This is a genomic window from Ruegeria sp. HKCCD7296, assembly GCF_013110775.1.
Lineage (GTDB): Bacteria > Pseudomonadota > Alphaproteobacteria > Rhodobacterales > Rhodobacteraceae > Ruegeria.
The window spans coordinates 77,473-101,966 of the sequence record NZ_WVRF01000003.1; the positions used below are offsets into that span (position 1 = coordinate 77,473).

General features: G+C 57.4%; 20 protein-coding genes and 1 tRNA gene. 10 read left to right on the forward strand and 11 right to left on the reverse strand.

The features are described from left to right. Positions 1-71: 71 nt before the first annotated feature. Positions 72-1,298 carry an MFS transporter gene (locus GS632_RS05400; RefSeq protein ID WP_171237625.1) on the forward strand — a complete coding sequence of 409 codons (1,227 nt, stop codon included), beginning with the start codon at positions 72-74 and terminating at the stop codon, positions 1,296-1,298. On the opposite strand, the gene GS632_RS05405 is transcribed toward GS632_RS05400, so the two are convergent. Genes GS632_RS05405 through cysS form a run of 3 tightly spaced genes read right to left on the reverse strand, consistent with a single transcriptional unit; the run spans position 1,299 to position 5,109 of the window. Further along, positions 1,299-2,081: a squalene/phytoene synthase family protein gene (locus tag GS632_RS05405; protein ID WP_171721437.1), complete on the reverse strand. Its 783-nt coding sequence runs from the start codon at positions 2,079-2,081 to the stop codon at positions 1,299-1,301. Beyond that, the gene (cimA, locus tag GS632_RS05410) at positions 2,078-3,712 is read right to left on the reverse strand and encodes a citramalate synthase (protein ID WP_171173855.1); all 1,635 of its coding nucleotides are present in this window, start codon (positions 3,710-3,712) and stop codon (positions 2,078-2,080) included. The genes GS632_RS05405 and cimA overlap by 4 nt, the downstream gene beginning before the upstream one ends. After that, complete coding sequence (gene cysS / locus GS632_RS05415) at positions 3,709-5,109, reverse strand: cysteine--tRNA ligase (protein ID WP_171721438.1); 1,401 nt, start codon at positions 5,107-5,109, stop codon at positions 3,709-3,711. The genes cimA and cysS overlap by 4 nt, the downstream gene beginning before the upstream one ends. Positions 5,110-5,327: 218 nt before the next feature. On the opposite strand from cysS, the gene GS632_RS05420 reads away from it, so the two are divergent. Further along, entirely contained in the window at positions 5,328-5,672 is a 345-nt protein-coding gene (locus tag GS632_RS05420) for an MmcQ/YjbR family DNA-binding protein (RefSeq protein WP_171237842.1), read from the forward strand. Between the two features lie 57 nt (positions 5,673-5,729). Next, positions 5,730-6,917, forward strand: a complete 1,188-nt coding sequence (locus GS632_RS05425; protein ID WP_171234334.1) for a pyridoxal phosphate-dependent aminotransferase — start codon at positions 5,730-5,732, stop codon at positions 6,915-6,917. Between the two features lie 3 nt (positions 6,918-6,920). Here GS632_RS05425 and GS632_RS05430 read toward each other — a convergent pair whose 3' ends face one another. Beyond that, positions 6,921-7,415: an outer membrane protein gene (locus tag GS632_RS05430; RefSeq protein ID WP_371809951.1), complete on the reverse strand. Its 495-nt coding sequence runs from the start codon at positions 7,413-7,415 to the stop codon at positions 6,921-6,923. A gap of 435 nt (positions 7,416-7,850) precedes the next feature. On the opposite strand from GS632_RS05430, the gene GS632_RS05435 reads away from it, so the two are divergent. Further along, positions 7,851-9,395, forward strand: a complete 1,545-nt coding sequence (locus tag GS632_RS05435; RefSeq protein ID WP_171237626.1) for a trimethylamine methyltransferase family protein — start codon at positions 7,851-7,853, stop codon at positions 9,393-9,395. Positions 9,396-9,438: 43 nt separating this feature from the next. Here the strand turns inward: GS632_RS05435 and GS632_RS05440 are convergent, their stop codons facing one another. Together GS632_RS05440 and GS632_RS05445 are read right to left on the reverse strand one after the other, a co-directional pair. Continuing rightward, positions 9,439-9,684: a hypothetical protein gene (locus GS632_RS05440; RefSeq protein WP_171237627.1), complete on the reverse strand. Its 246-nt coding sequence runs from the start codon at positions 9,682-9,684 to the stop codon at positions 9,439-9,441. Positions 9,685-10,223: 539 nt separating this feature from the next. Then, positions 10,224-13,844: a vitamin B12-dependent ribonucleotide reductase gene (locus tag GS632_RS05445; protein WP_171237628.1), complete on the reverse strand. Its 3,621-nt coding sequence runs from the start codon at positions 13,842-13,844 to the stop codon at positions 10,224-10,226. Positions 13,845-14,385: 541 nt separating this feature from the next. On the opposite strand from GS632_RS05445, the gene GS632_RS05450 reads away from it, so the two are divergent. Further along, positions 14,386-14,820, forward strand: a complete 435-nt coding sequence (locus GS632_RS05450) for a hypothetical protein (RefSeq protein WP_171237629.1) — start codon at positions 14,386-14,388, stop codon at positions 14,818-14,820. Positions 14,821-14,831: 11 nt separating this feature from the next. On the opposite strand, the gene GS632_RS05455 is transcribed toward GS632_RS05450, so the two are convergent. From GS632_RS05455 to pdxH, 4 genes are all read right to left on the reverse strand, one after another. Beyond that, positions 14,832-14,908 (reverse strand) — tRNA-Pro (locus tag GS632_RS05455). 43 nt (positions 14,909-14,951) lie between these two features. Further along, entirely contained in the window at positions 14,952-15,419 is a 468-nt protein-coding gene (locus tag GS632_RS05460; RefSeq protein WP_171237630.1) for a DUF192 domain-containing protein, read from the reverse strand. A gap of 6 nt (positions 15,420-15,425) precedes the next feature. Beyond that, entirely contained in the window at positions 15,426-15,932 is a 507-nt protein-coding gene (locus tag GS632_RS05465; RefSeq protein WP_174836485.1) for a cold-shock protein, read from the reverse strand. Between the two features lie 142 nt (positions 15,933-16,074). After that, complete coding sequence (gene pdxH, locus GS632_RS05470) at positions 16,075-16,680, reverse strand: pyridoxamine 5'-phosphate oxidase (protein WP_171173832.1); 606 nt, start codon at positions 16,678-16,680, stop codon at positions 16,075-16,077. Between the two features lie 135 nt (positions 16,681-16,815). On the opposite strand from pdxH, the gene fabI reads away from it, so the two are divergent. The 5 genes from fabI to trpE all read left to right on the forward strand — a co-directional run bounded on the left by fabI (position 16,816) and on the right by trpE (position 22,821). Next, positions 16,816-17,622, forward strand: a complete 807-nt coding sequence (fabI, locus tag GS632_RS05475; protein ID WP_171237631.1) for an enoyl-ACP reductase FabI — start codon at positions 16,816-16,818, stop codon at positions 17,620-17,622. Positions 17,623-17,626: 4 nt separating this feature from the next. After that, positions 17,627-18,136, forward strand: coding sequence for a xanthine phosphoribosyltransferase (gpt, locus tag GS632_RS05480; protein ID WP_171237632.1), 510 nt, complete (start codon positions 17,627-17,629; stop codon positions 18,134-18,136). Positions 18,137-18,200: 64 nt separating this feature from the next. Further along, positions 18,201-19,376 carry an aminotransferase gene (locus GS632_RS05485; RefSeq protein ID WP_171237633.1) on the forward strand — a complete coding sequence of 392 codons (1,176 nt, stop codon included), beginning with the start codon at positions 18,201-18,203 and terminating at the stop codon, positions 19,374-19,376. A gap of 80 nt (positions 19,377-19,456) precedes the next feature. Further along, positions 19,457-21,298, forward strand: coding sequence for a peptidylprolyl isomerase (locus tag GS632_RS05490; protein WP_171237634.1), 1,842 nt, complete (start codon positions 19,457-19,459; stop codon positions 21,296-21,298). 11 nt (positions 21,299-21,309) lie between these two features. After that, positions 21,310-22,821 carry an anthranilate synthase component I gene (gene trpE / locus GS632_RS05495; RefSeq protein WP_171237635.1) on the forward strand — a complete coding sequence of 504 codons (1,512 nt, stop codon included), beginning with the start codon at positions 21,310-21,312 and terminating at the stop codon, positions 22,819-22,821. A 56-nt stretch (positions 22,822-22,877) separates the two neighbouring features. Here the strand turns inward: trpE and GS632_RS05500 are convergent, their stop codons facing one another. After that, entirely contained in the window at positions 22,878-24,296 is a 1,419-nt protein-coding gene (locus tag GS632_RS05500; RefSeq protein ID WP_171721439.1) for a divergent polysaccharide deacetylase family protein, read from the reverse strand. Positions 24,297-24,494: the final 198 nt, after the last annotated feature.

The window sequence follows — 24,494 nt, forward strand, 5'->3', positions numbered from 1 at the left end:
GCACGTTAGGCGCATGTGCCGCAGATGCAAGCCGCTTGTACCCCAAAGGCTTAGCCGATAACCATTCGCCCATGACAATGACCTCAGCCCTTCCAGACGACCGTCAGGCCAAGCGCAACGTAGCTGTTTTGGTGGCCGCACAGGCCATTCTGGGTGCACAGATGCCCATGATGTTCATTGTCGGGGGGCTGGCAGGCCAGTCGCTGGCCTCAAACCCTTGCCTTGCGACATTGCCCATTTCCTTGATTGTTCTGGGTTCCATGCTAGCGGCCACGCCGATCTCGGCGATCATGCAGCGCTGGGGCCGTCGTGCCGGATTCCTTGTTGGAGCAACCGCTGGCGCGTTAGGTGGGCTGATCGGAGCTTACGGCTTGTTCCTTGGCTCTTTCCCTATCTTCCTTGTTGGCAGCCTGCTGACAGGTATCTACATGAGCGCACACGGGTTCTATAGGTTCGCTGCGGCGGACACAGCGTCAGACGCGTACCGCCCTAAGGCCATTTCATACGTGATGGCCGGGGGACTGGCTGCGGCGATTATCGGCCCACAAATCGTGAAACTCACCTCTCAGGCCTATGTCATTCCGTTTCTGGGCACCTATCTGGCTGTGATTGGGATTAACGTTCTGGGCTCTGGCCTGTTCTTCTTTCTCGACATCCCAACACCACCAAAACCCACAGAGAACGAGCCCAAAGGACGTTCACGGCTTGAGTTGCTGAAAACACCACGTATCGCAGTCGCGGTCATCTGTGCGATGGTGTCTTACGCCCTGATGAATCTTGTAATGACCTCGACCCCGCTGGCCGTCGTTGGGTGCGGATTCTCGGCCAACGACGCAGCGGATATCGTTACAAGCCACGTGTTGGCCATGTACATCCCTAGTTTCTTTACCGGCCATCTGATCGCCCGCTTCGGGGTAGAGAAGATCGTGGCACTAGGCCTTGCCATTTTAGCAAGCGCCGGGGTTGTTGCCTTGCAAGGGGTTGAACTTGGGAACTTCTTCCTCGCGCTTGTTCTGCTGGGTATTGGGTGGAACTTTGGCTTTATCGGCGCAACGACGATGCTGGCAGATTCGCATGACCCGCAAGAGCGTGGCCGGATGCAGGGCCTGAACGACCTGCTGGTTTTCGGAGGTGTCACATTGGCCTCGCTGGCCTCAGGCGGGTTGATGAACTGCTCGGGCGGCTCTGCGATCGAAGGCTGGACAGCGGTTAACCTGGCCATGGTTCCGTTGCTAACATTAGCGGGTGGCGCGTTGCTGTGGCTGGTGCTGCGTCCCGCCGACCCGGAACGGGCCTGATCACCAGCGCCCACTGCTGACCGTCCACATCAGGGACAAGCGTTGCCGCATTTCGCCCGGTATCAAACTGCCAGAAGCAACACGTTCAGGCCGCGCAACAACCTCTTTCAACGCCCATTCAGCCAACCACCCTGCCGCAAGCGCTGGACGGGCTTCGACAGAGATCGCAACCCGGTTTGCCCGGGCCTTGTTAAGACGCTCCAGCGCAGATTGCGCAAGGGTTTGCACACCTTCCGGGGTGCCGTCCAACAAAGGTATCCGACCCCTGTTTTCCAGCTCGGGGGTCGCGCGAAGCCAGTTTGCAACACCAACGGCATAACCAAAATCGCGCAACACATCCTCGTCCGCGACACCCAGCGCTTGAGCAGAGGCCACAAACAAAGACCCCGCGCTATGGTTGATATAAGCGTCAAAGTGTTCCTGGCCTTCAAACGGATCCCGATAAATATCCCAACGCCTTACAGCCACATATTCATCCAGAACACCGGCCAGATGAGGCGAAAGCACACGCGATAAGGGCGTTACAACTTCATGCCGTCGCACAGTGGCGCCTTCGGCAATCTCTTGCAAAGCGTCGCGCCACCATTGCAGCCGCATCTCGGCAATCATCGGTTCTTGCGTGACCCAGGGCGCGCGCGCCACTTCGACGTTCAACGCGTATAACGGGAACAGAACGGCACGGGCCGCCACCGGGGCTGCCATTGCGGCACGGAACCGGTCAGGATCAGCCCGTTGCACCAGCGCGGCACAGGCTTTGACGTCGTCGTCAAAGACCGCGCTCACTCAGCTGCTGCCTTCTGCGGATCGCAATCGCGCACCAGTTTCCACTGAATCGCATCCAGCAAAGCCTCGAACGATGCATCGACTATGTTCGCGCTGACGCCCACGGTAGACCAGTGCCGCCCCTGCCCGTCTTCGCTGTCGATGATGACACGCGTGACCGCTTCGGTCCCGCCTTGTGTGATCCGCACCTTGAAGTCGACCAGTCGCATATCTGACAGGACTTGCGAATACCGCCCCAAATCTTTGGCCAAGGCTTTGGCCAGAGCGTTCACAGGCCCCCGGTCACTGCCGGAATCGTCCATGGACTCGCTGACGGACAGCTTCTTTTCACCGTCCACTTTCACGACAACAACAGCCTCGGACAGGCTGACCATCTTGTTGTACTTGTTCTTCCGCCGCTCAACCGTGACCTTGTAGCGTTTGACTTCAAAGAACTCGGGCAGTTGTCCCAGCTCGTCCCGCGCCAACAGTTCGAAACTGGCTTGCGCAGTATCATAGGAATACCCATCCGCTTCACGCAGTTTGATCCGTTCAAGGATCCGACCGAGCGCGGGATCACCCGCCTCGACGCTCAACCCGGCTTCGGTCAGACGTTTGCGCAGGTTCGACTGCCCGGCCTGGTTCGACATTGGAATGATGCGTGAGTTGCCCACACTTGCAGGCTCGACATGTTCATAGGTCGATGGGTCCTTGAGGATCGCACTGGCATGCAGTCCGGCCTTATGCGCAAAGGCAGACGCCCCCACATAGGCCGCCTGCTTGCTGGGAACCCGGTTCAGAACGTCATCCAACATCCGGCTGATACGGGTCAGCCCCGCCAGAGCATCCAGGCTGACGCCGGTTTCAAACTGCGAAGCATAGGGTTCCTTCAGCAGCAGCGTCGGGATCAAAGCGGTTAGGTTGGCATTCCCGCAACGCTCGCCCAAACCGTTCAGGGTGCCCTGAATTTGGCGCGCACCTGCTTCTACGGCCGCCAGGGAACAGGCCACCGCGTTCTCGGTGTCGTTATGTGTGTGAATACCCAACCGATCACCGGGCAGACCTGCTGCGATCACGTCTGATACGATCCGCCCAACGTCCGACGGCAAAGCGCCTCCATTTGTGTCGCAAAGGACCACCCAACGCGCGCCAGCGTCCAGCGCGGCGCGGCAGACCGCGACCGCATAATCCGGGTTGTCCTTGTAGCCGTCAAAGAAATGTTCGGCATCAAACAGCGCTTCGCGACCCTGCGCCACGATATGTGCGACCGAGGCACGGACGTTCTCGACATTGTCCTCAAGCGAGATCCCCAGCGCATGGGTCACGTGATAATCGTGCGATTTGCCCACCAGACAGACGGCCTGCGTGCCCGCATTCATCACGGCTGCAAGCACATCATCATTCTCGGCCGAGCGCCCTGCCCGCTTGGTCATTCCAAACGCCGTCAGACGGGCTGAGGTCTTCGGTGCAACCTCGAAAAACGCGCTGTCGGTGGGGTTCGCACCGGGCCAGCCGCCTTCGATATAATCCACTCCCAAAGTATCCAGAGCCTGAGCGATCTGCACCTTTTCGGCGGTGGAGAACTGAACGCCCTGCGTTTGTTGCCCATCGCGCAGGGTGGTGTCGTAGAGGTAGAGGCGTTCTTTGGTCATAAGACCTCCTCCAACTTGGAGGCATCAAACCCGGCACCGGGCACCAGTTCCACACCTTCCTTGCTCATGCGCACTTCAAGCCCTGCCGCGATATACGCGGCCTTGAGGCGGTCAACTTCCGAGAAGTCCTTGTTCTGCATGGCGGACGCCCGTGCGTTGGCCAAACGGTCAGCATGTGCAGTCAAGTCAACAGATGCCGTATCCGCCCACGCGCCCATCTCTGGCAGCAACAGCCCCAGCAACTGCGCGCTCGCCAACAGACCCTCTGCGTCACCGTCCGATGCAAGACGGTACAACTCGGTCATTGCACCTGCAGTGTTCAGATCATCGCTCAGTGCCACCACCACCGCAGGTGCCGCGCTGGCGGCGGGCTCGACGCCCGCTGTCAACGCCCGCCACTTGCGCAACGTCGCTTCGGCCTCACGCGCCTTTTTCTCGGTCCAGTCCATCGGCTTGCGGTAATGGGTCTGCAGAAACACAAACCGGATCACCTCACCCGGCACGCCTTGTTCCAACAGATCGTGCACGGTGAAGAAATTGCCCAGCGATTTGGACATTTTCTTCCCTTCGACCTGCAGCATCTCATTGTGCAGCCAAACCCGCGCAAACTCACCTTGCGGGTGCGCGCAGCAGCTTTGGGCGATCTCGTTCTCGTGGTGCGGGAACATCAGGTCGTTGCCGCCGCCGTGAATGTCAAAGCTCTCGCCCAGCAACTCATAGCTCATGGCCGAGCATTCAATGTGCCAACCAGGACGCCCCCGACCCCACGGGCTGTCCCAACCCGGCAGTTCGTCGGTTGACGGCTTCCACAACACGAAATCCATCGGGTTCTTTTTGTAGGGTGCCACCTCGACCCGAGCGCCTGCGATCATGTCATCGACCGAGCGGCCCGACAGCTTGCCATAGCCCTCTTTCCAACTGTCGACGGCAAACAGCACGTGGCCCTCGGCGGCATAGGCATGGCCCTTAACGGTCAGATCCTCGATCATTGCAATCATCTGGTCAATGTATTGGGTCGCACGCGGCATCTCGTTGGGTTCAAGAGTTCCCAAAGCGCCCATATCGTGCAGATACCAGCCGATGGTTTCGTCAGATCGTTCCTGTACCAACTGCTCTAACGAGCCTTCCGCGCCCGCCTTTTTACGCGCCAGCGCGGTGGCGTTGATCTTGTCGTCGACGTCGGTGAAATTGCGCACATAAGTCACGTGATCCGCGCCATAGACATGACGCAGCAGGCGGTACAGCACATCAAACACCACCACCGGGCGGGCGTTGCCCAGATGCGCGCGGTCATAGACCGTCGGACCACAGACATACATCCGCACATTTTCAGGGTCGATCGGAGCGAAGTCTTCCTTCGTCCGCGTCCGTGTGTTGTGCAGCTTGATCGTCGTCATCGGTCGGGCTCCTCAGAAACAGCATGTGCTTGCGCGTTGGCGCGGGCTTAGCAACTTGTCTCAGGGATGAAAACGAAAGAAACCGGCCCGCTTGATAAATCAGCAGGTAATGCAGCAGATAATGATGCAGGTCATCGGGTTCATGTCCTTCGGTTAGCACGGGTTGATCCTCAAGCCAAGTATTGAGTTTGCACGTCGCCTCAGTCACCGTGCGGATCATGGACCGAGATTACGTCAACACGGTTTGCAAGGAATTCCCCGGGGCCGCGTTGTCGGACCCCTGGGGCGGCGGGCACGATGCGTGGAAAATCGGTGGCAAGATGTTTGCCTGCATCGGTACAGCGAACGATGGTGTTTCCGTCAAAACACCCGATGTGGAAACGGCCCAGATGGTGATTGATGCCGGTGTGGGCGTGAAAGCCCCCTATTTCCACCGCAGTTGGGTGCGCCTTCCGTTTGATGCTGATCCTGAGGAACTGCGCCACCGCCTGACGGTGTCATACGACATTGTCCGGGCATCGCTGACTAAAAAGCTGCAAGCGACATTGCCGCCGCGAAGCTGATTGACAAAGCTCAGCCGCTCTGTCCCATTCAGCCAAAAGCTATCCCGGAGCAGTGGTATGAAACTGTCTAAACGCATCACGCAGATTACAGGCGGCGGCAGCGACGGCTGGGACGTGTTCTATCGGGCCCGACGGATGCTGAGCGAAGGTCAGGCCGTGACCGAGTTGACGATCGGCGAACATGACATCCGAACCGATCCATCGATCCTGCATGCCATGGACCTTTCGGCCCGCGAAGGACATACGGGTTATGCCATGGTGCCCGGAACAGATCTTCTGCGCGACACAGTGGCGGCACGGGTGCAAACGCGGACGGGCGTCCCAACAACGCGCAACAACGTTATGATCACACCCGGCGGCCAGTCTGCACTGTTTGCGGCCCATATGGCAGTTTGCGATCCCGGTGATGTGGGGCTGTTCCTAGATCCCTATTACGCCACCTATCCCGGAACGATTCGCGGGGTCGGAGCAGTTGCCCGCGCAATTCAGACCGCAGCAGAAGACGCCTTTCAGCCCTGCGCCGAACGGATCGATGCTGCGGCTGACGGTGCTGTTTCACTTTTGATCAACACACCAAACAATCCAACCGGGGTTGTTTATTCCCGCCAATCGCTTGAAGACGTTTCCGAAATTTGCCAGCGACGCGACCTGTGGCTGATCTCGGATGAAGTCTATGACACGCAGGTTTGGCAGGGAGAACACCTGTCGCCGCGCGCTCTACCCGGTATGGAGGATCGGACGCTTGTCATTGGTTCCATGTCCAAATCCCATGCCATGACGGGATCGCGCTGTGGTTGGATTGTCGGCCCCGAAGAGGTCATCGCCCATCTGATCAATCTGGCCACCCACACAACCTATGGCGTACCAGGCTTCATACAGGACGCGTCCAGTTATGCTCTGACCGCAGGACACGAGCTGGAGGAAAAGATCGCCGCACCGTTTCGTCGTCGACGTTCACAGGCCGTGGCGATTCTTCAGGATCAATCCACCGTTGGCCTGGTGCCCGCACAGGGGGCGATGTACCTGATGCTGGACGTGCGCAAGACCGGGTTGTCCGGGGAAAGTTTTGCCAATGCTTTGTTGGACACGCACAGCATTGCCGTCATGCCCGGAGAAAGCTTTGGCTCAGCCGCCGCCGGGCATGTTCGGGTGGCCATGACTGTTGAAGACAACCGTTTTGCTAGCGCACTGAAAACGCTGTGCTCTTTTGCCGAACAGCTCGCGCAGCGTCACGCTGCGGAATAGTATTCAAAAACGAAACGTTGTTCGTAAATTGAAAACGTTGGAATCCAGACTGCCGCTGGAACGGGTGACATCGTCGAAGTTTTGCCGCAACGCCTCGCCGCTGATCACAAAGTTTTCTCCAATCGGGTACGCCACGCCGATGCCGTAAACCGCTGCCGTGTCGCTGTCGACCGAGGTTTCAGCCCGCGCCGCCCCGACAACCACATAGCCAAGCGCGTTGCCGAAATCATATCCACCGCGCAGCTTCAGACGAGTCATGCTGTCCAAACTGCCTTGGGACGAGCCCAAATCCAACGAGAGCCGGTTGTATTCCAGCTCACCACCCAGGACAAAATTCCCAAAGTCCTGATCATAACCAATATGCGCACCAAAAGCGGTGTCATCACCGCTGGAGCCGCCCGGTCCATCCGCATCCGCATATCCAAAGCTGAGGCCCACATAACCACCTGTCCAATTTTCGGCAAAAACCGGGCCTGCGCTGGCGAGACAGGTCGCCACGAACAGGACAGAAAGAGGTTTTTTGCATGGGTACAAAATTATGTCGCTCTTGTTTCGATCTAAAGACGCAAACTTATTCTAATCTGCGTTTCGCTTCATCAGAATTCAATTCCAGGGTCACAAAACTCAAAAGTAAGTGAATGCAGTATAACAGAATTCTTCCAAAACGGGAGAAAATCTGCCCGATCCTCCTTTATCCCGCAGTAAACCGTCACGATGAGCTGCAAAAACCAACAAAGGTCGTAAACAGGACAGATTGTGTCTTAGTGTTTTGGAAGGCTCAGGCCAGAAGTTGAGAACCCGAATGACAGACCACGACTGGAAAATCAGCCTGATCAGCCGCACCATTGGTGCGGATCGTGGACGTGCCGCTCGGGGACGGCCGTAAGGGGATATTCCGCACCCCAAAGCATCACTCAACAACCGGATCAAGACATGAACGACCAATCCCGCAACACGTCACGCAGCGGAGGCCGTGCTGCACGCCGTGCCGCCCGCGCAACGGCCCTGCCCGACCATCTTCGCCCCGTGCGCCCTGGAATGAAGGGCGGAGTTCTAAATGTTCTGACGCAGGCACAAATTGAACGTATTCACGAGGCCGCACTGACCGCGCTGGAAACCATCGGTCTGGCTGACGCCCCGCAAAGCGGTATCGACTACCTTGTAAATGCAGGCTGCACCCTTGGGGACGATGGACGCATTAGATTTCCACGCGCTTTGGTCGAGGACACTATCGCCAAGGCTAACCGCGCGGTTACATTGTACAGCCGTGATGGAAAAACCGATCTTGAGTTGTCAGGCACCAAAGTTCACTACGGCACTGCCGGCGCTGCCGTGTCCATGGTCGACGTGCATGGGCGGGAATACCGCGATTCAACTGTGCAGGACCTACACGATGCCGCGCGAATCTGCCAACAACTTGATAACATTCACTTTGTTCAACGCCCTATGGTTTGCCGCGACATCGTGGATAACCTCGAAATGGACCTGAACACGATCTACGCCAGCTGTTCCGGCACTTTCAAACACATCGGGACATCGTTCACGGAACCCAGCCACGTCGCGCCCGCGATGGAGATGATCTACATGATCGCGGGTGGTGAGGATAAGTACCGCGAGCGGCCATTTGTATCGAATTCGAACTGCTTTGTGGTTCCCCCCATGAAGTTCGCCACTGAAAGCTGCGAAGTGATGGAGGAGTGCATCAAGGCCGGAATGCCTGTCCTGCTTCTTTCAGCCGGGATGGCCGGTGCCACAGCGCCGTCGACCATAGCCGGAGCCATCACTCAAGCGACCGCCGAATGCCTTGCCGGACTGGTTTACGTAAACGCCGTAAGTCCCGGAGCACCAGCCGTTTTTGGCACCTGGCCCTTTGGCTTGGACCTTCGGACAGGTGCGATGTCCATTGGGTCAGGCGAACAGGCGTTGCTGACGGCTGGATGCGCACAGATGCACCGGTTCTACAACCTACCCGGCGGAGCAGCAGCCGGAGCGTCGGATTCAAAACTGCCGGACATGCAAGCCGGATGGGAGCAGATGTGTTCCAACGTGATGGCGGGTCTGTCCGGTCTGAACATGGTCTACGAAGCGGCGGGCATGCACGCCTCTTTGTTGGGTTTCTGCTTTGAAAGCCTGATCCTCAGCGATGACCTGATCGGTCAGGCGCAGCGCTGCGTACGGGGCATCGAAGTGAACGATGAAACCCTAGCTCTGGACCAGATGGCCGAGGTCTGCATGGGCGGCCCTGGTCACTATCTTGGAACGGAAGCTACGCTCAGCCGGATGCAAGCTGACTACGTTTATCCCACATTCGGAGATCGATCGTCGCCAAAAGAATGGGTCGAGCTTGGCAAACCGGACCTGATCGACAAGGCAACGGCGCGCAAGGAAGAAATTCTGTCTGCGCCATCCGAGGCCAAGTTCGATCCGCTGCTGGACATGGAACTGCGCGAAAAGTTCAAAATTCATCTGCCCACTTAGTGGGCGGAAGGGCGGCCCGAAACCAATCGGGCCACCCACGGATTTATCCATCGCTTGACGGAAGCAGCCCTGCCTCTTGCGCAACGGCGACTTCGTCAGCGTCCAACGCGCCATCACCATTGGCATCCATCGCCGAGAAGGTATCGGCGTCTACATTCGGTACGACAGCCTGAACTTCCTCGATGGTCAGAACGCCATCGCCATTGGCATCGGCTGTAGATTGGGCCGAGACCAGTCCCGGCAAGGTTAGAGCAGCGATGGAAATTCCAATCAAATACTGCGGTTTCATTTTGGTGCCTCCTGATAGGTTGGTTTTGTTTTTGTCCGGACAAGCCCCAGAAACAACATAGCCTCGCACCACGTCACCCGCATAGCGCGACCAGCAGGGATTCGCGCCAATCCTTGCGTGTTTGACCGAGTCGGCATCGCAAAGTGCCGCCGGGCAAAATTCCGCCAGACCTGTATCGGCAGGTCTTGCCACACGCGCCGCGCACGATCTGGCGAAACACCGCTTAGAACAGCGACCGCGCGAAAAAAGAAAGGGGGCCGAAGCCCCCTGTCAGTTTCGCCTTCCAGGCTCATATCGTTGACCGCCCGGTGTTTTTTTGCCTGCGGCCTGGACTGCGCATGGGACGAGCGCACCCGCCCCGTGAAAGAGTGGGAGGGAGCAAATATTCCGCCCCACCCTGTTCCCGGCCAACACGGGCATGTCAGCCGAGTGGAGAAAGGTCATCAGGTAAGTCTTACGTCCTTTCTCCGTATTCGTCGGGGTCGGTTACCTAGGGCAGCGTCCGACCCCTACGCCCCGGGGTGCCAGGGCGTTAAAACTTAGCTACACCCGCTTGTCGCGCCGCAGGTGTTGCACTTCATGCAGGTGCCGTTGCGGACAAGCGTGTAGTTTCCGCATTCACCGCAGGGGTCACCTTCGTAACCCTGCATCTTGGCTTTGGTGCGGGCGTCCATTCCCGTGGCCACAGCATTTTCCGCAACGGGTGCCTCGAAAGCAGCGGCCGTTTCAGCCATACCGCCCAAGTCTGCCTGACCCGCATTGAACACGGCCAGATCCTGAGGCAGACGTTTGCGCAAATAACCGGTCGAGCTGATTTGTTTCAGCACTTCCAACGACTTGGACGCAGCGCTTTCACTGATTTCCGAGATGTTGGACACACCTTCTTCTTCGCCCCGACCCAGATCATCAAAGGTCGCACCTTCGGGTTTTACATGGGCCAGATCGGTGCGATCCAGATAGGACACGGCCAATTCGCGGAAGATGTAATCAAGGATCGACGTCGCATTTTTGATCGAGTCGTTGCCCTGCACCATCCCAGCCGGCTCGAACTTGGTGAAAGTGAAGGCATCGACAAACTCTTCCAGCGGTACGCCGTATTGAAGGCCGACCGACACGGCGATGGCGAAGTTGTTCATCATCGCCCGGAAGCCAGCGCCTTCCTTGTGCATGTCGATGAAGATCTCGCCCAGCTTGCCGTCTTCGAACTCACCAGTCCGCAGATAGACCTTGTGGCCGCCCACGATTGCCTTTTGGGTATAGCCCTTGCGACGATGAGGAAGTTTTTCGCGATGGCTGCGGATCATTTCTTTGACCACAACCTTCTCGATCACTTTCTCGGCCAGAACAACGGCTTTTTCCTGCGTCGAGCCGCTTTCCAGCACCTCAGCCGCCTCGTCGTCATCCTCGACCAGCGCCGCTGCCAGAGGCTGCGACAGTTTCGAGCCGTCACGATAAAGCGCGTTGGCTTTCACACCCAGCGACCAGCTGAGTTCGTATGCCTTCTGGCAATCCTCGATGGTCGCGTCATTCGGCATATTGATCGTCTTCGAGATCGCCCCCGAGATGAAGCTTTGCGCCGCCGCCATCATGGTGATGTGGCTATCAACCCCAAGGAAACGCTTGCCTTTCTTGCCGCACGGGTTGGCGCAGTCGAAGATCGCGTAGTGCTCTTTCTTCAGGTGCGGCGCGCCTTCCAGTGTCATGGTTCCGCAAACGTGGTCGTTGGCTGCGTCGATGTCCGCTTTGGTGAAACCCAGATGGCGCAATAGGTCGAAGGTCGGGTCATTCAGCTTGGTCGCTGGAATGCCCAGAACGCCGGTGCAGAAATCCTCGCCCAGTGTCCACTGGTTGAAGACGAACCGGATGTCGAAGGCGCTTTCCAGCGCGGCGTCCACCTTGGCCAGCTCATTGGGGCCAAAGCCGTGACCGGTCAGCGAGGTGTGGTTGATCCCCGGCGCGTTGCCGATGGTGCCATGGCCGACTGCGTAGCCCACGATCTCTTCGATCTGAGACGAGGAATAACCCAGCTTTTCCAGCGCCGACGGCACCGAGCGGTTGATGATCTTGAAGTAGCCGCCGCCGGCCAGCTTCTTGAACTTGACCAGAGCAAAATCCGGCTCGATCCCGGTGGTGTCGCAATCCATCACCAGACCAATAGTGCCGGTTGGTGCGATCACAGTGGCCTGTGCGTTGCGATAGCCGTTCTTCTCACCCAGGCTCAGCGCTTCATCCCAGGCCGACATGGCCAGATCGACCAAACGCTTGTCCGGGCAGTTACCGTGATCCAAAGGCACTGGCTTCACGGCCAGCTTCTCATAACCCTCGGTAACCCCCTGCGACGCGCGGCGGTGGTTGCGGATGACGCGCAGCATGTGGTCGGCATTGCGCTCGTACCCCTTGAACGGTCCCAGCTCCCCAGCAATCTCGGCTGAGGTTGCATAAGCCACACCAGTCATAATCGCGGTCAGCGCACCACAGATCGCACGGCCTTCATCCGAGTCGTAGCTGTAGCCCATGTTCATCAGCAAACCGCCGATGTTGGCATAACCCAGACCCAGTGTGCGGAAATCGTAAGACAGCTTTGCGATTTCCTTGGACGGGAACTGCGCCATCGTCACCGAGATTTCCAGCGTCAAAGTCCACAGGCGCGAGGCATGCATGTAATCCGCTGCCTGGAACTCACCATCCTTCAGAAAGGTCAGCAGGTTCATCGATGCCAGGTTACAAGCCGTGTCATCTAGGAACATATATTCCGAGCACGGGTTCGAGCCGCGAATCTCGCCGTCCTCGGGGCATGTGTGCCATTCGTTTACTGTGTCGTGAAACTGGATGCCTGGATCGGCACAGGCCCATGCGGCGTGACCGACCTTTTCCCACAGGTCACGTGCTTTGACGGTGCGGGCGACCTTGCCGTCGGTGCGGTTGATCAGTTCCCAATCGGCGTCCTTTTCGACAGCGGTCAGGAACGCATTGGTGACGCGGATCGAGTTGTTCGAGTTCTGACCCGAGACCGAGCTGTAAGCTTCGGAATCCCAATCTGTATCGTAGGTCGGGAATTCAATACTGTCATGGCCCTGCTTGGCGTAATCCAGAACACGCTTGATGTAAGTTTCTGGGATTGCAACCTTTTTCGCTTCGCGCACCGCCTTTTTCAAGGCGTCGTTTGCGTTCGGATCATATGCGTCGTCAGCAGATCCGTCCCACGAACGAATGGCCTCGAAAATACCGTTCAGCATCTTCTCGTGCATCTTCGATCCGGCAACAATCGAAGCCACTTTCTGCTCTTCGATCACCTTCCATTCGATGAACTGCTCGATGTCCGGGTGATCCGCATCAACGATCACCATCTTTGCTGCTCGACGGGTTGTCCCGCCTGATTTGATCGCTCCAGCAGCGCGGTCGCCTATCTTGAGGAAGCCCATCAAGCCCGAAGATTTGCCGCCACCTGACAGCGCTTCGCCTTCTGCGCGCAGATGGCTGAAGTTGGTACCGGTGCCCGAGCCGTACTTGAACAGGCGCGCCTCGCGCACCCACAGGTCCATGATGCCGCCTTCGTTCACCAGATCATCGTCGACAGACTGGATGAAGCACGCGTGCGGCTGCGGATGTTCGTAGGCGGATTTCGATTTCGTCAGCTTGCCGGTTTTGTAGTCTACATAGTGGTGCCCCTGCGCCGGACCGTCGATCCCATAGGCCCAATGCAGACCAGTGTTGAACCACTGCGGGCTGTTCGGAGCAGCACGCTGGGTCGCCAGCATGTAACGCATCTCGTCAAAATAGGCGCGCGCGTCTTCTTCATCCGAGAAATAGCCGCCTTTCCAGCCCCAATAGGCCCATGCACCTGCCAGACGGTCGAACACCTGCTTGGACGAAATTTCTCCGTCAAACTCCGCACCTTCGGCAGGTACCGAACGCCACAGGAATTCTGGAACGTCCCTTTCTTTGACCTTTTTCAGCTTGCTGGGAACACCTGCCTTGCGGAAGTATTTCTGAGCAATCACATCACTTGCCACCTGCGACCAGCTTGCGGGCACTTCGATGTTGTCCAGACGGAAAACAATCGTTCCATCCGGATTGCGGATTTCAGACGTTGCAGACACAAAATCCAGGTCCGAGTAGGCATCCTGATCTGGTTTGGTGAATTTTCTTTCAATCTTCATGTCCGCAGCCCTGGTTAAATTCCGCCCAATGTTCAGTTCCCGACACCAAATCTTGTGTTGCAGGGTGCCGCCCACAACGCCCAGAGTCTTACGGACAAGGGTATCGTTCGCTGTCAAAGACAGCGGAAAAACCACAAAAACGGCGCACTTAAATTAGATGTGCTTTCCGACCCTCGCCTGCTGCCTCTTCCAGTTTGAACACCAGATATTGTGGCAATCTCTTCGGCTCATACAATTTGACGTATGAACCCATAGAAGGTCAACGCCCTTTTCCGTCTTTTTTGAAATCTTTTTTGTTGACCTGAGAACGTTTCAAGTCCGCCACCCAATTGCGCGCGATTCCTCCACAGGATCATCCACGGCAAAATTCCGCCGAAACCTTTAAGTCTCAAAACGAATTCCCGTTTTTACCAGCATAGTTATCCGTGTTTGATCAACCAAGACGGTGCCGATTAAGCTGGTTGGGAATCAATTGCATTTCCTCGCAACCCATCGCGTTCACGAGTCGCCAGTTCGTTCGATTTTAAAAAGGTCCAACCTGATGAAGCTGTTAGCCTTTAACCTGATCCTGATCTTTATCGTGGCCTGCGCACCACAAGATGTGCCCATTGCATCACGCAGCGCACAGTTTGACACCTATCCCCAAAGATTGTTCGAAAGCTTCGAAACCAGTTGTACCGGGCCGGGGGAATCTTTTGAGAAAACAGGAAACCAGAAGTTCGAGTGTTACGAAATCCTGCCTGCAAAAGCATCCGCCTTTTTGATTCTGAACTATGACGGCAATCCACAGGACCTGCCGCAAAGCGTCACGCGCTTAACATCTACCAAAAACGCAGCGGGATACCGCGTGGATGCTAACGTGTTCTTTGAAGTTCCGCAGAAAGACGGATCCATAGTCGAAGTGCCATTGGAAAGCCCCACCCTGGATCAATCGATCAGCAGGCTGTTTCAAGCCATGGGCGGATTGCCCTCATGATATTGAGGAAGTGGTCGGGGCGGCAGGATTCGAACCTACGACCCCCTGTACCCAAAACAGGTGCGCTACCAGACTGCGCCACGCCCCGGACCGTGCGCCTTCCTAACGATGCCAATCTGATTTGAAAAGCCCTAACAGGGCCAAATTGCAGGACCTTGCGAAAAAATTTCATGCTGCATCTGCGTGCCCGGCGTAATTGAATAGCGTGCGGACAGTCCGGCGTTGATTTCCAGCACTGCAAATACGGAATCTCCGCCTTCGATTGGGGTCAGATCACCGGGAATCGCCCCCTCATGCACCCGTGTAACTGTGCCAGTTCGATCCACGAAGATCATATCCAGCGGAATCAGTGTGTTCTTCATCCAGAAAGCTACGGGTTGCGGCGGGTCAAAAACAAACAGCATCCCGGATCGATTCGGAAGTGACTCGCGAAACATTAACCCTCGCGAACGCTCTTGCGGTGTCACCGCCAGTTCGATGTCAAATCGTACCGTCGCCGCGTCATTCCGCAAAGAAACCTGATCAGCGCGACACGCGGCAAACGCCCCACCTGCCCAAAGCGTAAAGAACAGGGTCAGAAGCGTCAGAAACCGTCCCATGAGAAATCAGCCGTCCAGTGCGGCTTCCCAAGCCAGCACCTGAGCTGCCATCCGGCCTCTTTTGCCATCAATTACACGCATGGCCAGCGCTTCGCCCGGTTGAAGGTCAGCGAGGCCTGACCGGCGCAGAACTTCTATATGAAGGAAGACATCTTCGCCCCGACCAAAGACGTTCGCAAAACCGAATCCCTTGCCTTTGTCGAACCACTTAACCCGTGCCGCTTCCAACGGGGCCTCGGCAATAACCACCGGGTCCAGTTCGGCAAAATCGGCCAACATCATCGAGTCGGTTCGTTCCGGAGGATCAATCGCAACGACCTCAACCGCCTGAACACCACGGTCCGTGCGATGAGTCATGATTTCAATCCCCGCGCCATCGGCGACAGAACTCTGGCCGAAATTGCGCAACACATTCACGTGCAACAGGATGTCCGGACCACCTTCGTCGGACACGACAAATCCGTACCCCTTGGCGGGATCGAACCATTTAACGTGTCCACGGACGCGATACATATTGTTCAGGTCTTCTGGCACGGTTTTCCCATCGCGAATTTTAGCCGTTCGTTAAGGGTTTGTTGTTTATGGGAATGGCAGGCAATTTCAAGCTGAAAAAACTGTTTATTTTCGGTCTGTTGCATTTCACGACACGTGAACGTCATGGATTCAACCTTTCCACATGCCATACCGATCCCGGCTCATTACGCTTCCATCTGAACCGGTCATGAAGTCGGAATGCCCCGTCGGCCCAGAATTCAATTTCAGTAGGCGTCAATCGGTACCCGCCCCAAAACGGTGGACGGGGCGGATTCGGACCCAGCTTAGCAGTCACCTTGGCCACCTCAGCCATCAAGGCTGTACGGCTTGATAGGGGTTGAGATTGCTTCGACGCCCAGGCCCCCAAACGGCTCTTCAGCGACCTCGATGCGTAATATTCATCCGCCTGAGGCCCATCTTCGCGGGTGATTGTACCACGAACACGCAATTGTCGCCGCAAAGATTTCCAATGCATGACAAATGCGGCCTTCCCGGCGGCATCCAGTTCGGTGGCCTTTGCGCTTTCGTAGTTCGTATAAAATACAAAAGAATCCGCTTCGATTTCCTTGAGCAGAACCATACGCGCGTTCGGCAAACCATCCGAGTCGACGGTGGCCAGCGCGATCGCATTGGGATCGTTCAATTCTGTCTTTTCAGCCTCGGCAAGCCACCGGCCCGCTATTTCAAACGGATCGGAGCCAGCAAATATGCCATCACGCTCGGTCATTTCCATCCCCTGGAAAGTATTAAAGACGAACCTAAGGCGAGAACCCGCTGCGAGCAAGAGCGCACGGCCTTGAAGCAACGCTACCAATGGCATAAACCAACTCAACACATCGCGAAGACAGGCGGAGAACCACACATGTCAAATCAGTTGATGGCCGGCAAACGCGGCCTCATCATGGGACTGGCCAATGACAAATCAATCGCATGGGGAATCGCCCGCGCCTTGTCCGATGCCGGGGCCGAGCTTGCTTTTTCCTATCAGGGCGATGCTTTGAAAAAGCGCGTCGACCCGCTGGCCGCCCAATTGGGCAGTGAAATCGTTCTGCCCTGTGATGTCAGCGACGAGGCGTCGATCGATGCGCTATTCACCGCGCTGGAAGAAAAATGGGGCAAACTGGACTTTGTGGTTCATGCCATCGGCTTCTCTGACAAAAATGAGTTGCGCGGACGTTATGTCGATACCAGCCGGGCGAACTTCAAACTGACCATGGATGTGTCGGTCTATTCGTTCACCGCCGTGATGCAACGCGCCGAAAAGATGATGGGCGAAGGCGGCAGCGCCGTCACCCTGACCTACTATGGTGCCGAGCAAGTCATGCCGCATTACAATGTAATGGGCGTCGCCAAAGCCGCACTTGAAGCGTCGGTAAAGTATCTGGCCGAGGATCTGGGCAAAGACGGCATCCGAGTCAACTCGATCTCTGCCGGTCCGATCAAGACGCTGGCGGCCAGCGGCATCGGCGATTTCCGCTATATCATGAAGTGGAACGAATATAACTCGCCCCTGCGTCGCAACGTGACCATCGACGATGTGGGCAAGTCAGCCCTTTACCTGCTGTCGGATCTGTCCAGCGGCGTGACCGGAGAAAACCTGCACGTGGATTCGGGCTATCACATTGTCGGCATGAAGGCCGTCGATGCACCCGACGTGGAAAAGGGCTGATATCATGAGTGCCAAAGACCGCCTGCCCCACGAAAAAGGCTTTCACATCAGCTGGGATCAAATCCATCGCGATTCGCGCGCTTTGGCTTGGCGGCTTGACGGGCAAGGCCCTGAAAATGGTGCCTGGCGCGCAGTGGTGGCTATCACGCGCGGCGGTATGGCCCCCGCGATGATCGTCAGCCGCGAATTGGACATCCGCACCGTCGATACGATCAGCGTGCGGTCTTATCACCATCAAGAACAAGGCGAGGCCGAAGTTTTGAAGGCACCCGACGCGGATCTGATGGGCGACGGAACTGGCGTTCTGATCATCGACGACCTGGTAGACAGCGGTAAAACACTGGAACTGGTCCGCAAAATGTACCCCAACGCGCATTTCGCGACGGTTTATGCGAAACCCAAGGGCCGCCCGATGGTAGATACGTTCATCACCGAGGTCAGTCAGGACACGTGGATCTTCTTCCCCTGGGACATGGCGTTGCAATATGTCGAACCCTATCGTGGGACAGACTAACCTCTTTTCTGCTCTCAAATACTTAGAAGCGTGAGGCGGAGCCTCGCATAAAGACTGGCACACCATGACCCAGACTCGCACAAGCGCCACTTTCCCTCCTCCGGTGATGGAGGCGCGACGATGGGTCGAAGGTGTCAACTTTCCTGCAGACCGCCCACTGATCAATGTCAGCCAGGCCGCGCCGGTTGACCCGCCTCCGCTTGCTCTGCGACAGGCAATGGCAGATTTTGCCGTGCAGGAAGACAACGCGCATTTATATGGGCCGGTCTTGGGGAACGACGATCTTCGCACAGAATTGGCGGCCCAGATCAGCGCGCACTACGCCGGGCGCGTTGACGCGTCTCAGACCGCCATCACCTCGGGCTGTAATCAGGCATTCTCGGCCGTGATCTCGGCAATCACCGATGAGGATGATGAAGTGATTCTGCCAACGCCATGGTATTTCAACCATAAAATGTGGTTGGACATGGCTGGGGTGAAGGCTGTGGACCTCCCAACCGGAGATGACCTGCTACCCGATCCAGAGAAGGCGCGCGCTCTGATTACCGAAAAAACACGCGCCATCGCCCTGGTCACGCCGAACAACCCCGGCGGCGTGGAATACCCTTCCGATCTGGTCCGCGCGTTTTTTGACCTTGCACGCGACTGCGGTCTTCGCCTGATCGTGGACGAAACCTATCGCGATTTCGATAGCCGCAGCGGCCCGCCCCACGATCTGTTCCAACAACCGGCTTGGGATGAGACGCTTGTTCATCTCTATTCCTTCTCTAAAGCCTATCGCCTGACAGGCCACCGAGTTGGTGCGATAGCCACAAGCCGTTCTCTTCTGGCCGAGGTCGAGAAATTCCTCGACACTGTTGCCATTTGCCCTGGCCAAATCGGCCAGTTTGCAGCCCTTTGGGGGATGCAGAACCTATCACAATGGCTTGCGGGTGAACGAGACGAAATTCTCGACCGCAGAGCCGCAATTAAAGATGGAATGCCCGCCCTTGAGGCCCAAGGATGGCGTCTTTTGGGGCTTGGGGCGTATTTTGCTTACCTCGAACACCCTTTCAATATGCCGTCAGACGAATTGGCACGCCGTTTGGTGACTGAGGCAGGCGTGCTCCTGTTGCCCGGCACCATGTTCATGCCCGCCCATGACCCCGCTGGAAAACGGCAAGTCCGTGTAGCATTCGCCAATCTGGACCGTGCGGGATTGGGTCAATTGTTCGACCGGTTGCAGGGCCTGTCCTTCTAAGCTTGCCCCTCGGCGGTGTGCGTCGTATTCAGGGCCGCAACCGACAGGGCAGAACGCTGCCGCAATAACAAGAGGGCACCATGGCCGCAGGCGCTAAAAGTCTTTCTAAAACCTTTGTCTGGATTCTGATGGGCCTGCTGATGCTGGGCCTTGCGGGATTTGGCGCCACCAATCTCAGCGGTACGGTCCGAACCGTCGCACATGTGGGTGACGAAAGCATCTCGGTCGATGAGTATGTGCGCGAGTTGCAGCGCGAAATCCGCGCGGTTGAGGCACAAACCGGCCAGCCATTGCAGATGTCGCAGGCACGCGAGTTGGGGCTTGATCAGAATGCCCTGGCCCGTCTGACGGCATTGGCGGCATTGGACAACGAAGTCGGCCAACTGGGTATTTCCATCGGGGACGAGAACCTACAGCAAGACATCGTCGCGATCCCGGCCTTCCAGGGTGTGGACGGCAGCTTTGACCGTGAAGCCTATCTTTTTCAGCTGGAACAGATCGGCATGACCGATTCCGAGTTCGAAACTGATTTGCGTAAGGAATCGGCGCGTACGATCGTTCAGGGCGCGATCATGGGCGGCGTCGAAATGCCAGCCACTCTAACGGATACGATGACGGACTACATCGGCGCTCGGCGCAGCTTTACGGTGGCCACCGTCGGGACCGAAGCATTGGAATCTTCGATTGCCGATCCGACCGAGGCGCAGATTCAGGCTTATTATGATGAAAACGGTGCTCTGTTCACACTGCCCCGCACCAAGCAACTGACCTATGCGATCCTGTCCCCTGCGATGCTGATCGACAGTGTCGAGGTGGATCAGGACGCCCTGCGCGCGCTCTATGACGACCGGTCTGCTGAGTTCAACCAGCCTGAACGCCGCTTGGTTGAGCGCTTGAATTTCCCGGACGAGGAAGCTGCAAGCGAAGCTAAAGCCCAGCTTGAGGTGGGTGGCACTACCTTTGAACAGCTGGTCCGCGACCGCGATCTCGAATTGAACGACATCGATCTGGGCGACGTGACACGTGAGGATCTGGGCGAAGCAGCGGATGCTGTATTTGCGGCCGATCTGGATGCTGTTGTTGGACCCTTGCCGTCGGTATTTGGTCCGGCCCTGTTCCGGATCAACGGATCTCTGGCAGCCAACAATGTGCCCTTCGAAGAAGCTGAACCGGCCTTGCGGGAAGAGCTGGCGGCCGAGCGTGCGCGCCGCCTGATCGAGGCGCAGTCCGAAGATATCAACGACATGCTTGCTGGCGGCGCTACACTGGAAGAACTGGCGGATGAGACCGAAATGGAGCTGGGTCAGATCGACTGGACCCGCGAAAGCGTGGATGATGTCGCGGCCTATGACGGGTTCCGCGTCGCAGCCGAAGCTGTGCAGGAAGGTGATTTCCCGGAAATCGCATTCCTCGAAGATGGGTCGATCTTTGCTCTGCGCCTGAACGAGGTGCTGCCGCGTCGCCCCGAGCCGCTGGACAGCGCGCGTGATCGCGTGGCCGCCGCGTGGCTTCAGGCCGAAACAAACAAGGCGCTGGAAGAACGGGCCAATGCGGTTCTGACACAGCTTGCAACAGATGGTGACTTTACAGCCACCGGCCTGCCCTTCCGTGTTGAAAATGCCCTGACCCGCACGGCGTTTCTGGATGACGTTCCTGCGGATTTCATGAACGAAGTGTTCCAGATGGAACCTGGCGAATTGCGTGTCATTGGTGGCAACAGTGCAGCGTTGCTGGTGCGCCTGGATGAAGTTCTGCCTCCGGCAGATACAGACGAGCTTCGCCAACTGCGTGAAGCCCTTTCCGCTCAGATGAATCAGGCCCTGTCACAGAATATTTTCAACGCTTATGTGCGCGATGCACAGACACGCGCGCGCCCGGTCGTCGACCAACAGGCGCTGAATGCCGTGCAATCGAGCTTTTAAACGAGACCGAAATGGCACTGACACCCGAATTCGACACCTTCGCGCGCGCTTATGAAGCGGGCGAAAATCAGGTGGTCTACACACGGCTTGCCGCTGATCTGGACACGCCCGTGTCACTGATGCTCAAGCTGACGGGCGCACAGAAAGATGCGTTCATGCTGGAATCCGTAACCGGCGGCGAAGTTCGTGGCCGTTACTCGATCATCGGTATGAAACCCGACCTGATCTGGCGGTGTCGCGGTGACGCGTCCGAGTTGAACCGCTCTGCCCGGTTCGATTCCGAGGCGTTCTCGGCCCAAGACGGCAACCCGATGGACAACCTGCGCGCTTTGCTGGCCGAAAGCCGCATCGACCTGCCGGATGACCTGCCTCAGGCTGCAGCCGGGCTGTTTGGATATTTGGGCTATGACATGGTCCGGCTGGTGGAATACCTGCCAGACGTAAACCCTGACCCTCTGGGCCTGCCCGATGCGATTATGCTGCGCCCTTCCGTCATCGCCGTGTTGGATGGTGTTAAAGGCGAAGTGACCGTGGTTTCACCAGCTTGGGCCAGCGACGGTCAATCCGCCAAGGCTGCGTATGCACAAGCCGCCGAACGTGTGATGGATGCGGTTCGCGATCTGGAACGTGCGATGCCTGCGGAAACCCGCGATCTTGGGGACGCGCGCGAAGTTTCACCGCCCGTGTCGAACTTTACCAAGTCCGGCTATATGGAAGCCGTTGAAAAGGCCAAGGAATACATCCGCGCGGGTGATATTTTCCAGGTTGTCCCCGCGCAGCGCTGGACGCAGGAATTTCCTCTCCCACCCTTTGCGCTTTATCGGTCGTTGCGGCGCACCAACCCGTCGCCTTTCATGTTCTATTTTAATTTCGGTGGTTTTCAGGTCGTCGGTGCCAGCCCCGAGATTTTGGTGCGCGTGTTCGGTAGTGAAGTCACCATTCGTCCCATCGCCGGCACCCGCCCCCGTGGCGCGACGCCGGAAGAAGACAAGGCAAACGAACTGGATCTGCTGGCCGACAAGAAAGAGCTGGCCGAGCACCTGATGCTGCTGGATCTGGGCCGCAACGATACCGGACGCGTGGCCAAGATTGGCACGGTGCGCCCGACTGAAGAGTTCATCATAGAACGTTACAGCCACGTAATGCATATTGTGTCAAACGTGGTGGGTGAACTTGCCGAAGACAAAGACGCGCTTGACGCATTCTTTGCCGGGATGCCAGCGGGCACAGTGTCTGGCGCGCCCAAAGTGCGCGCGATGGAAATCATCGACGAGTTGGAGCCCGAAAAACGCGGCGTCTATGGCGGTGGCGTGGGGTATTTCAGCGCGGGCGGCGACATGGACATGTGTATCGCGCTGCGCACCGCAATTGTGAAAGATCAAACGCTTTATATTCAGGCGGGCGGCGGCGTTGTTTATGACAGCGATCCAGAAGCCGAATTCATGGAAACCGTCCATAAATCCAACGCGATACGACGCGCTGCGGCGGATGCCGCGCGTTTCACCGGAAACGGAAACAGCTAAACGCAAAAGGGCGGCAGATCAAAAGATCGCCGCCCTCATTTTCTGTTTTATGCCAGTCACTGTACCTGTTTCATCATGACCGCAGAAATCGGCGCCATGGCGACGCGGCTGCCACGGTCTTCCAACCCCCAAAGCAACAATGCTGAAATCGTTTCGGGACGGACCCGCCCCAACATGACCACAGCACCTTCCTGCCCGGCGCGGAACGCGGCCTGATCCAGAAAACGACGCATGACCTTCGGATCCTGACGCGCACCATCGATGTCACGGAACACGACACCTGAAGGAGTTCCGTTTCGGGCCGCGAGTTTTTGAACGGTGTTCAACCCATTGTCCTGCGTGATCAATCCCCGGCCAGTTCCGGCAGCAATTTCCGCAACTTGATCGGCCAACTTGCGATTGCCGTGAATGCCGCTGTCTACCCCTTCCAGAATACCAACGGTTTCGGGCAGAGTATCCAGCCAGACCGACAGGGACACCTCGGCGTCCTGAGCGGTTGCGGCCTCAGGCAAATCAGCAAGCGCCATGACTTCGAACCCGGCCGCGCGGTGCCGCGCCATTTTTTCCGCCGCATCAGGATCGGACGGGTTAACGGCAAAGCTGATTGGATAGGGAAAGTCTTGCAGCGCTTCGACACCAAACGCGCCCTCATCATCGATCAGAATGATGGACATCAAGGGCTTGGCCTCGGGGTTTTCGAACTTCGCGGCATAGCGTTCGATCGGCTTGTCCGCTGGTGCCGCTTCTTCTGCCGAGGCTTGCTCGACCACTGGCTCATCATCCCGTTCGGTCAAAGGAACAACGCGTTTTCCAATCGTTGAGCTGACTGGTACTTCCTGTTCGCCGCCGATCTGCGGCAATGCCGCGATACGCGGCAACTTGCGCGGAAGAATTTCTTCATCCCCTTCCACCGCAATCGGACTGCTTTCAAACGGATTTACCTCTTCAGTGTCCACCGTCGTTTGAGGCAATGGGTCTTGTTCCGGCTCGACAAGCGCGACTTCGGTTGTCTGGGGCTCTTCCACGGGAGGGGTCGGTGTATCGTCGATTACGGCTGGCTCTGCCTCGTCCTGCGGAGCCGCAGGTGCAAGGCTGGGTTCTGGCGGCGCTGCAGGCGCTTCGGTCACAACTGACACTTCAGTCGCAACCGCGGCCTCTGGTTGGTCCACGGCCTCAGCCGCTGCGCCCACTTCTGGTTGCGTGTCCGAAGACGATTCAAGCCCGGACAAGTCAACCAGATCCTCGGTTGAGTCATCGGCGGCTTCCAGCCCACGCGGAGCCAATTCCACCACATCGGCATCGGAAACCGCTTCGGCCACCTCAGTCGGTGCTTCAGGTGCTTCGGAAATTACCGGAGCCGGTGCTTCGGTTACAACAACCGGCGTATTGACCATCGGCGTCTTGAGCGACACGATCACGCCCAGGATCAAAACAACGATCGCCCCGGCGACCATTCCTCCGAAAAATCCGCCCATTTTTTCTGCCTTTCGCCTCTTTTCTCTGCCTCGTCCAGCTCTGCGCCATCTGGTGTGGCGCTCGGCCAATTGAACGCGTCAGAAACGGTATGTCCTCTTGACGCTGCCGCCCAAGCCTGAGCATGTATGTGAGGACATTATACCGTGGCCCGGGGCTGCATCGCCAGCCTGAAATGCCCAAGTGAAGATAAGTGCCCA

What these genes read in the sequence shown, in the direction of transcription:
- GS632_RS05400 (WP_171237625.1), top strand. Translation starts at nt 72, where the DNA reads ATGACAATGACCTCAGCCCTTCCAGACGACCGTCAGGCCAAGCGCAAC.
- cimA (WP_171173855.1), bottom strand. Translation starts at nt 3,712, where the DNA reads ATGACCAAAGAACGCCTCTACCTCTACGACACCACCCTGCGCGATGGG.
- cysS (WP_171721438.1), bottom strand. Translation starts at nt 5,109, where the DNA reads ATGACGACGATCAAGCTGCACAACACACGGACGCGGACGAAGGAAGAC.
- GS632_RS05420 (WP_171237842.1), top strand. Translation starts at nt 5,328, where the DNA reads ATGGACCGAGATTACGTCAACACGGTTTGCAAGGAATTCCCCGGGGCC.
- GS632_RS05425 (WP_171234334.1), top strand. Translation starts at nt 5,730, where the DNA reads ATGAAACTGTCTAAACGCATCACGCAGATTACAGGCGGCGGCAGCGAC.
- GS632_RS05435 (WP_171237626.1), top strand. Translation starts at nt 7,851, where the DNA reads ATGAACGACCAATCCCGCAACACGTCACGCAGCGGAGGCCGTGCTGCA.
- GS632_RS05440 (WP_171237627.1), bottom strand. Translation starts at nt 9,684, where the DNA reads ATGAAACCGCAGTATTTGATTGGAATTTCCATCGCTGCTCTAACCTTG.
- GS632_RS05445 (WP_171237628.1), bottom strand. Translation starts at nt 13,844, where the DNA reads ATGAAGATTGAAAGAAAATTCACCAAACCAGATCAGGATGCCTACTCG.
- GS632_RS05450 (WP_171237629.1), top strand. Translation starts at nt 14,386, where the DNA reads ATGAAGCTGTTAGCCTTTAACCTGATCCTGATCTTTATCGTGGCCTGC.
- GS632_RS05460 (WP_171237630.1), bottom strand. Translation starts at nt 15,419, where the DNA reads ATGGGACGGTTTCTGACGCTTCTGACCCTGTTCTTTACGCTTTGGGCA.
- GS632_RS05465 (WP_174836485.1), bottom strand. Translation starts at nt 15,932, where the DNA reads ATGTATCGCGTCCGTGGACACGTTAAATGGTTCGATCCCGCCAAGGGG.
- pdxH (WP_171173832.1), bottom strand. Translation starts at nt 16,680, where the DNA reads ATGACCGAGCGTGATGGCATATTTGCTGGCTCCGATCCGTTTGAAATA.
- fabI (WP_171237631.1), top strand. Translation starts at nt 16,816, where the DNA reads ATGTCAAATCAGTTGATGGCCGGCAAACGCGGCCTCATCATGGGACTG.
- gpt (WP_171237632.1), top strand. Translation starts at nt 17,627, where the DNA reads ATGAGTGCCAAAGACCGCCTGCCCCACGAAAAAGGCTTTCACATCAGC.
- GS632_RS05485 (WP_171237633.1), top strand. Translation starts at nt 18,201, where the DNA reads ATGACCCAGACTCGCACAAGCGCCACTTTCCCTCCTCCGGTGATGGAG.
- GS632_RS05490 (WP_171237634.1), top strand. Translation starts at nt 19,457, where the DNA reads ATGGCCGCAGGCGCTAAAAGTCTTTCTAAAACCTTTGTCTGGATTCTG.
- trpE (WP_171237635.1), top strand. Translation starts at nt 21,310, where the DNA reads ATGGCACTGACACCCGAATTCGACACCTTCGCGCGCGCTTATGAAGCG.
- GS632_RS05500 (WP_171721439.1), bottom strand. Translation starts at nt 24,296, where the DNA reads ATGGGCGGATTTTTCGGAGGAATGGTCGCCGGGGCGATCGTTGTTTTG.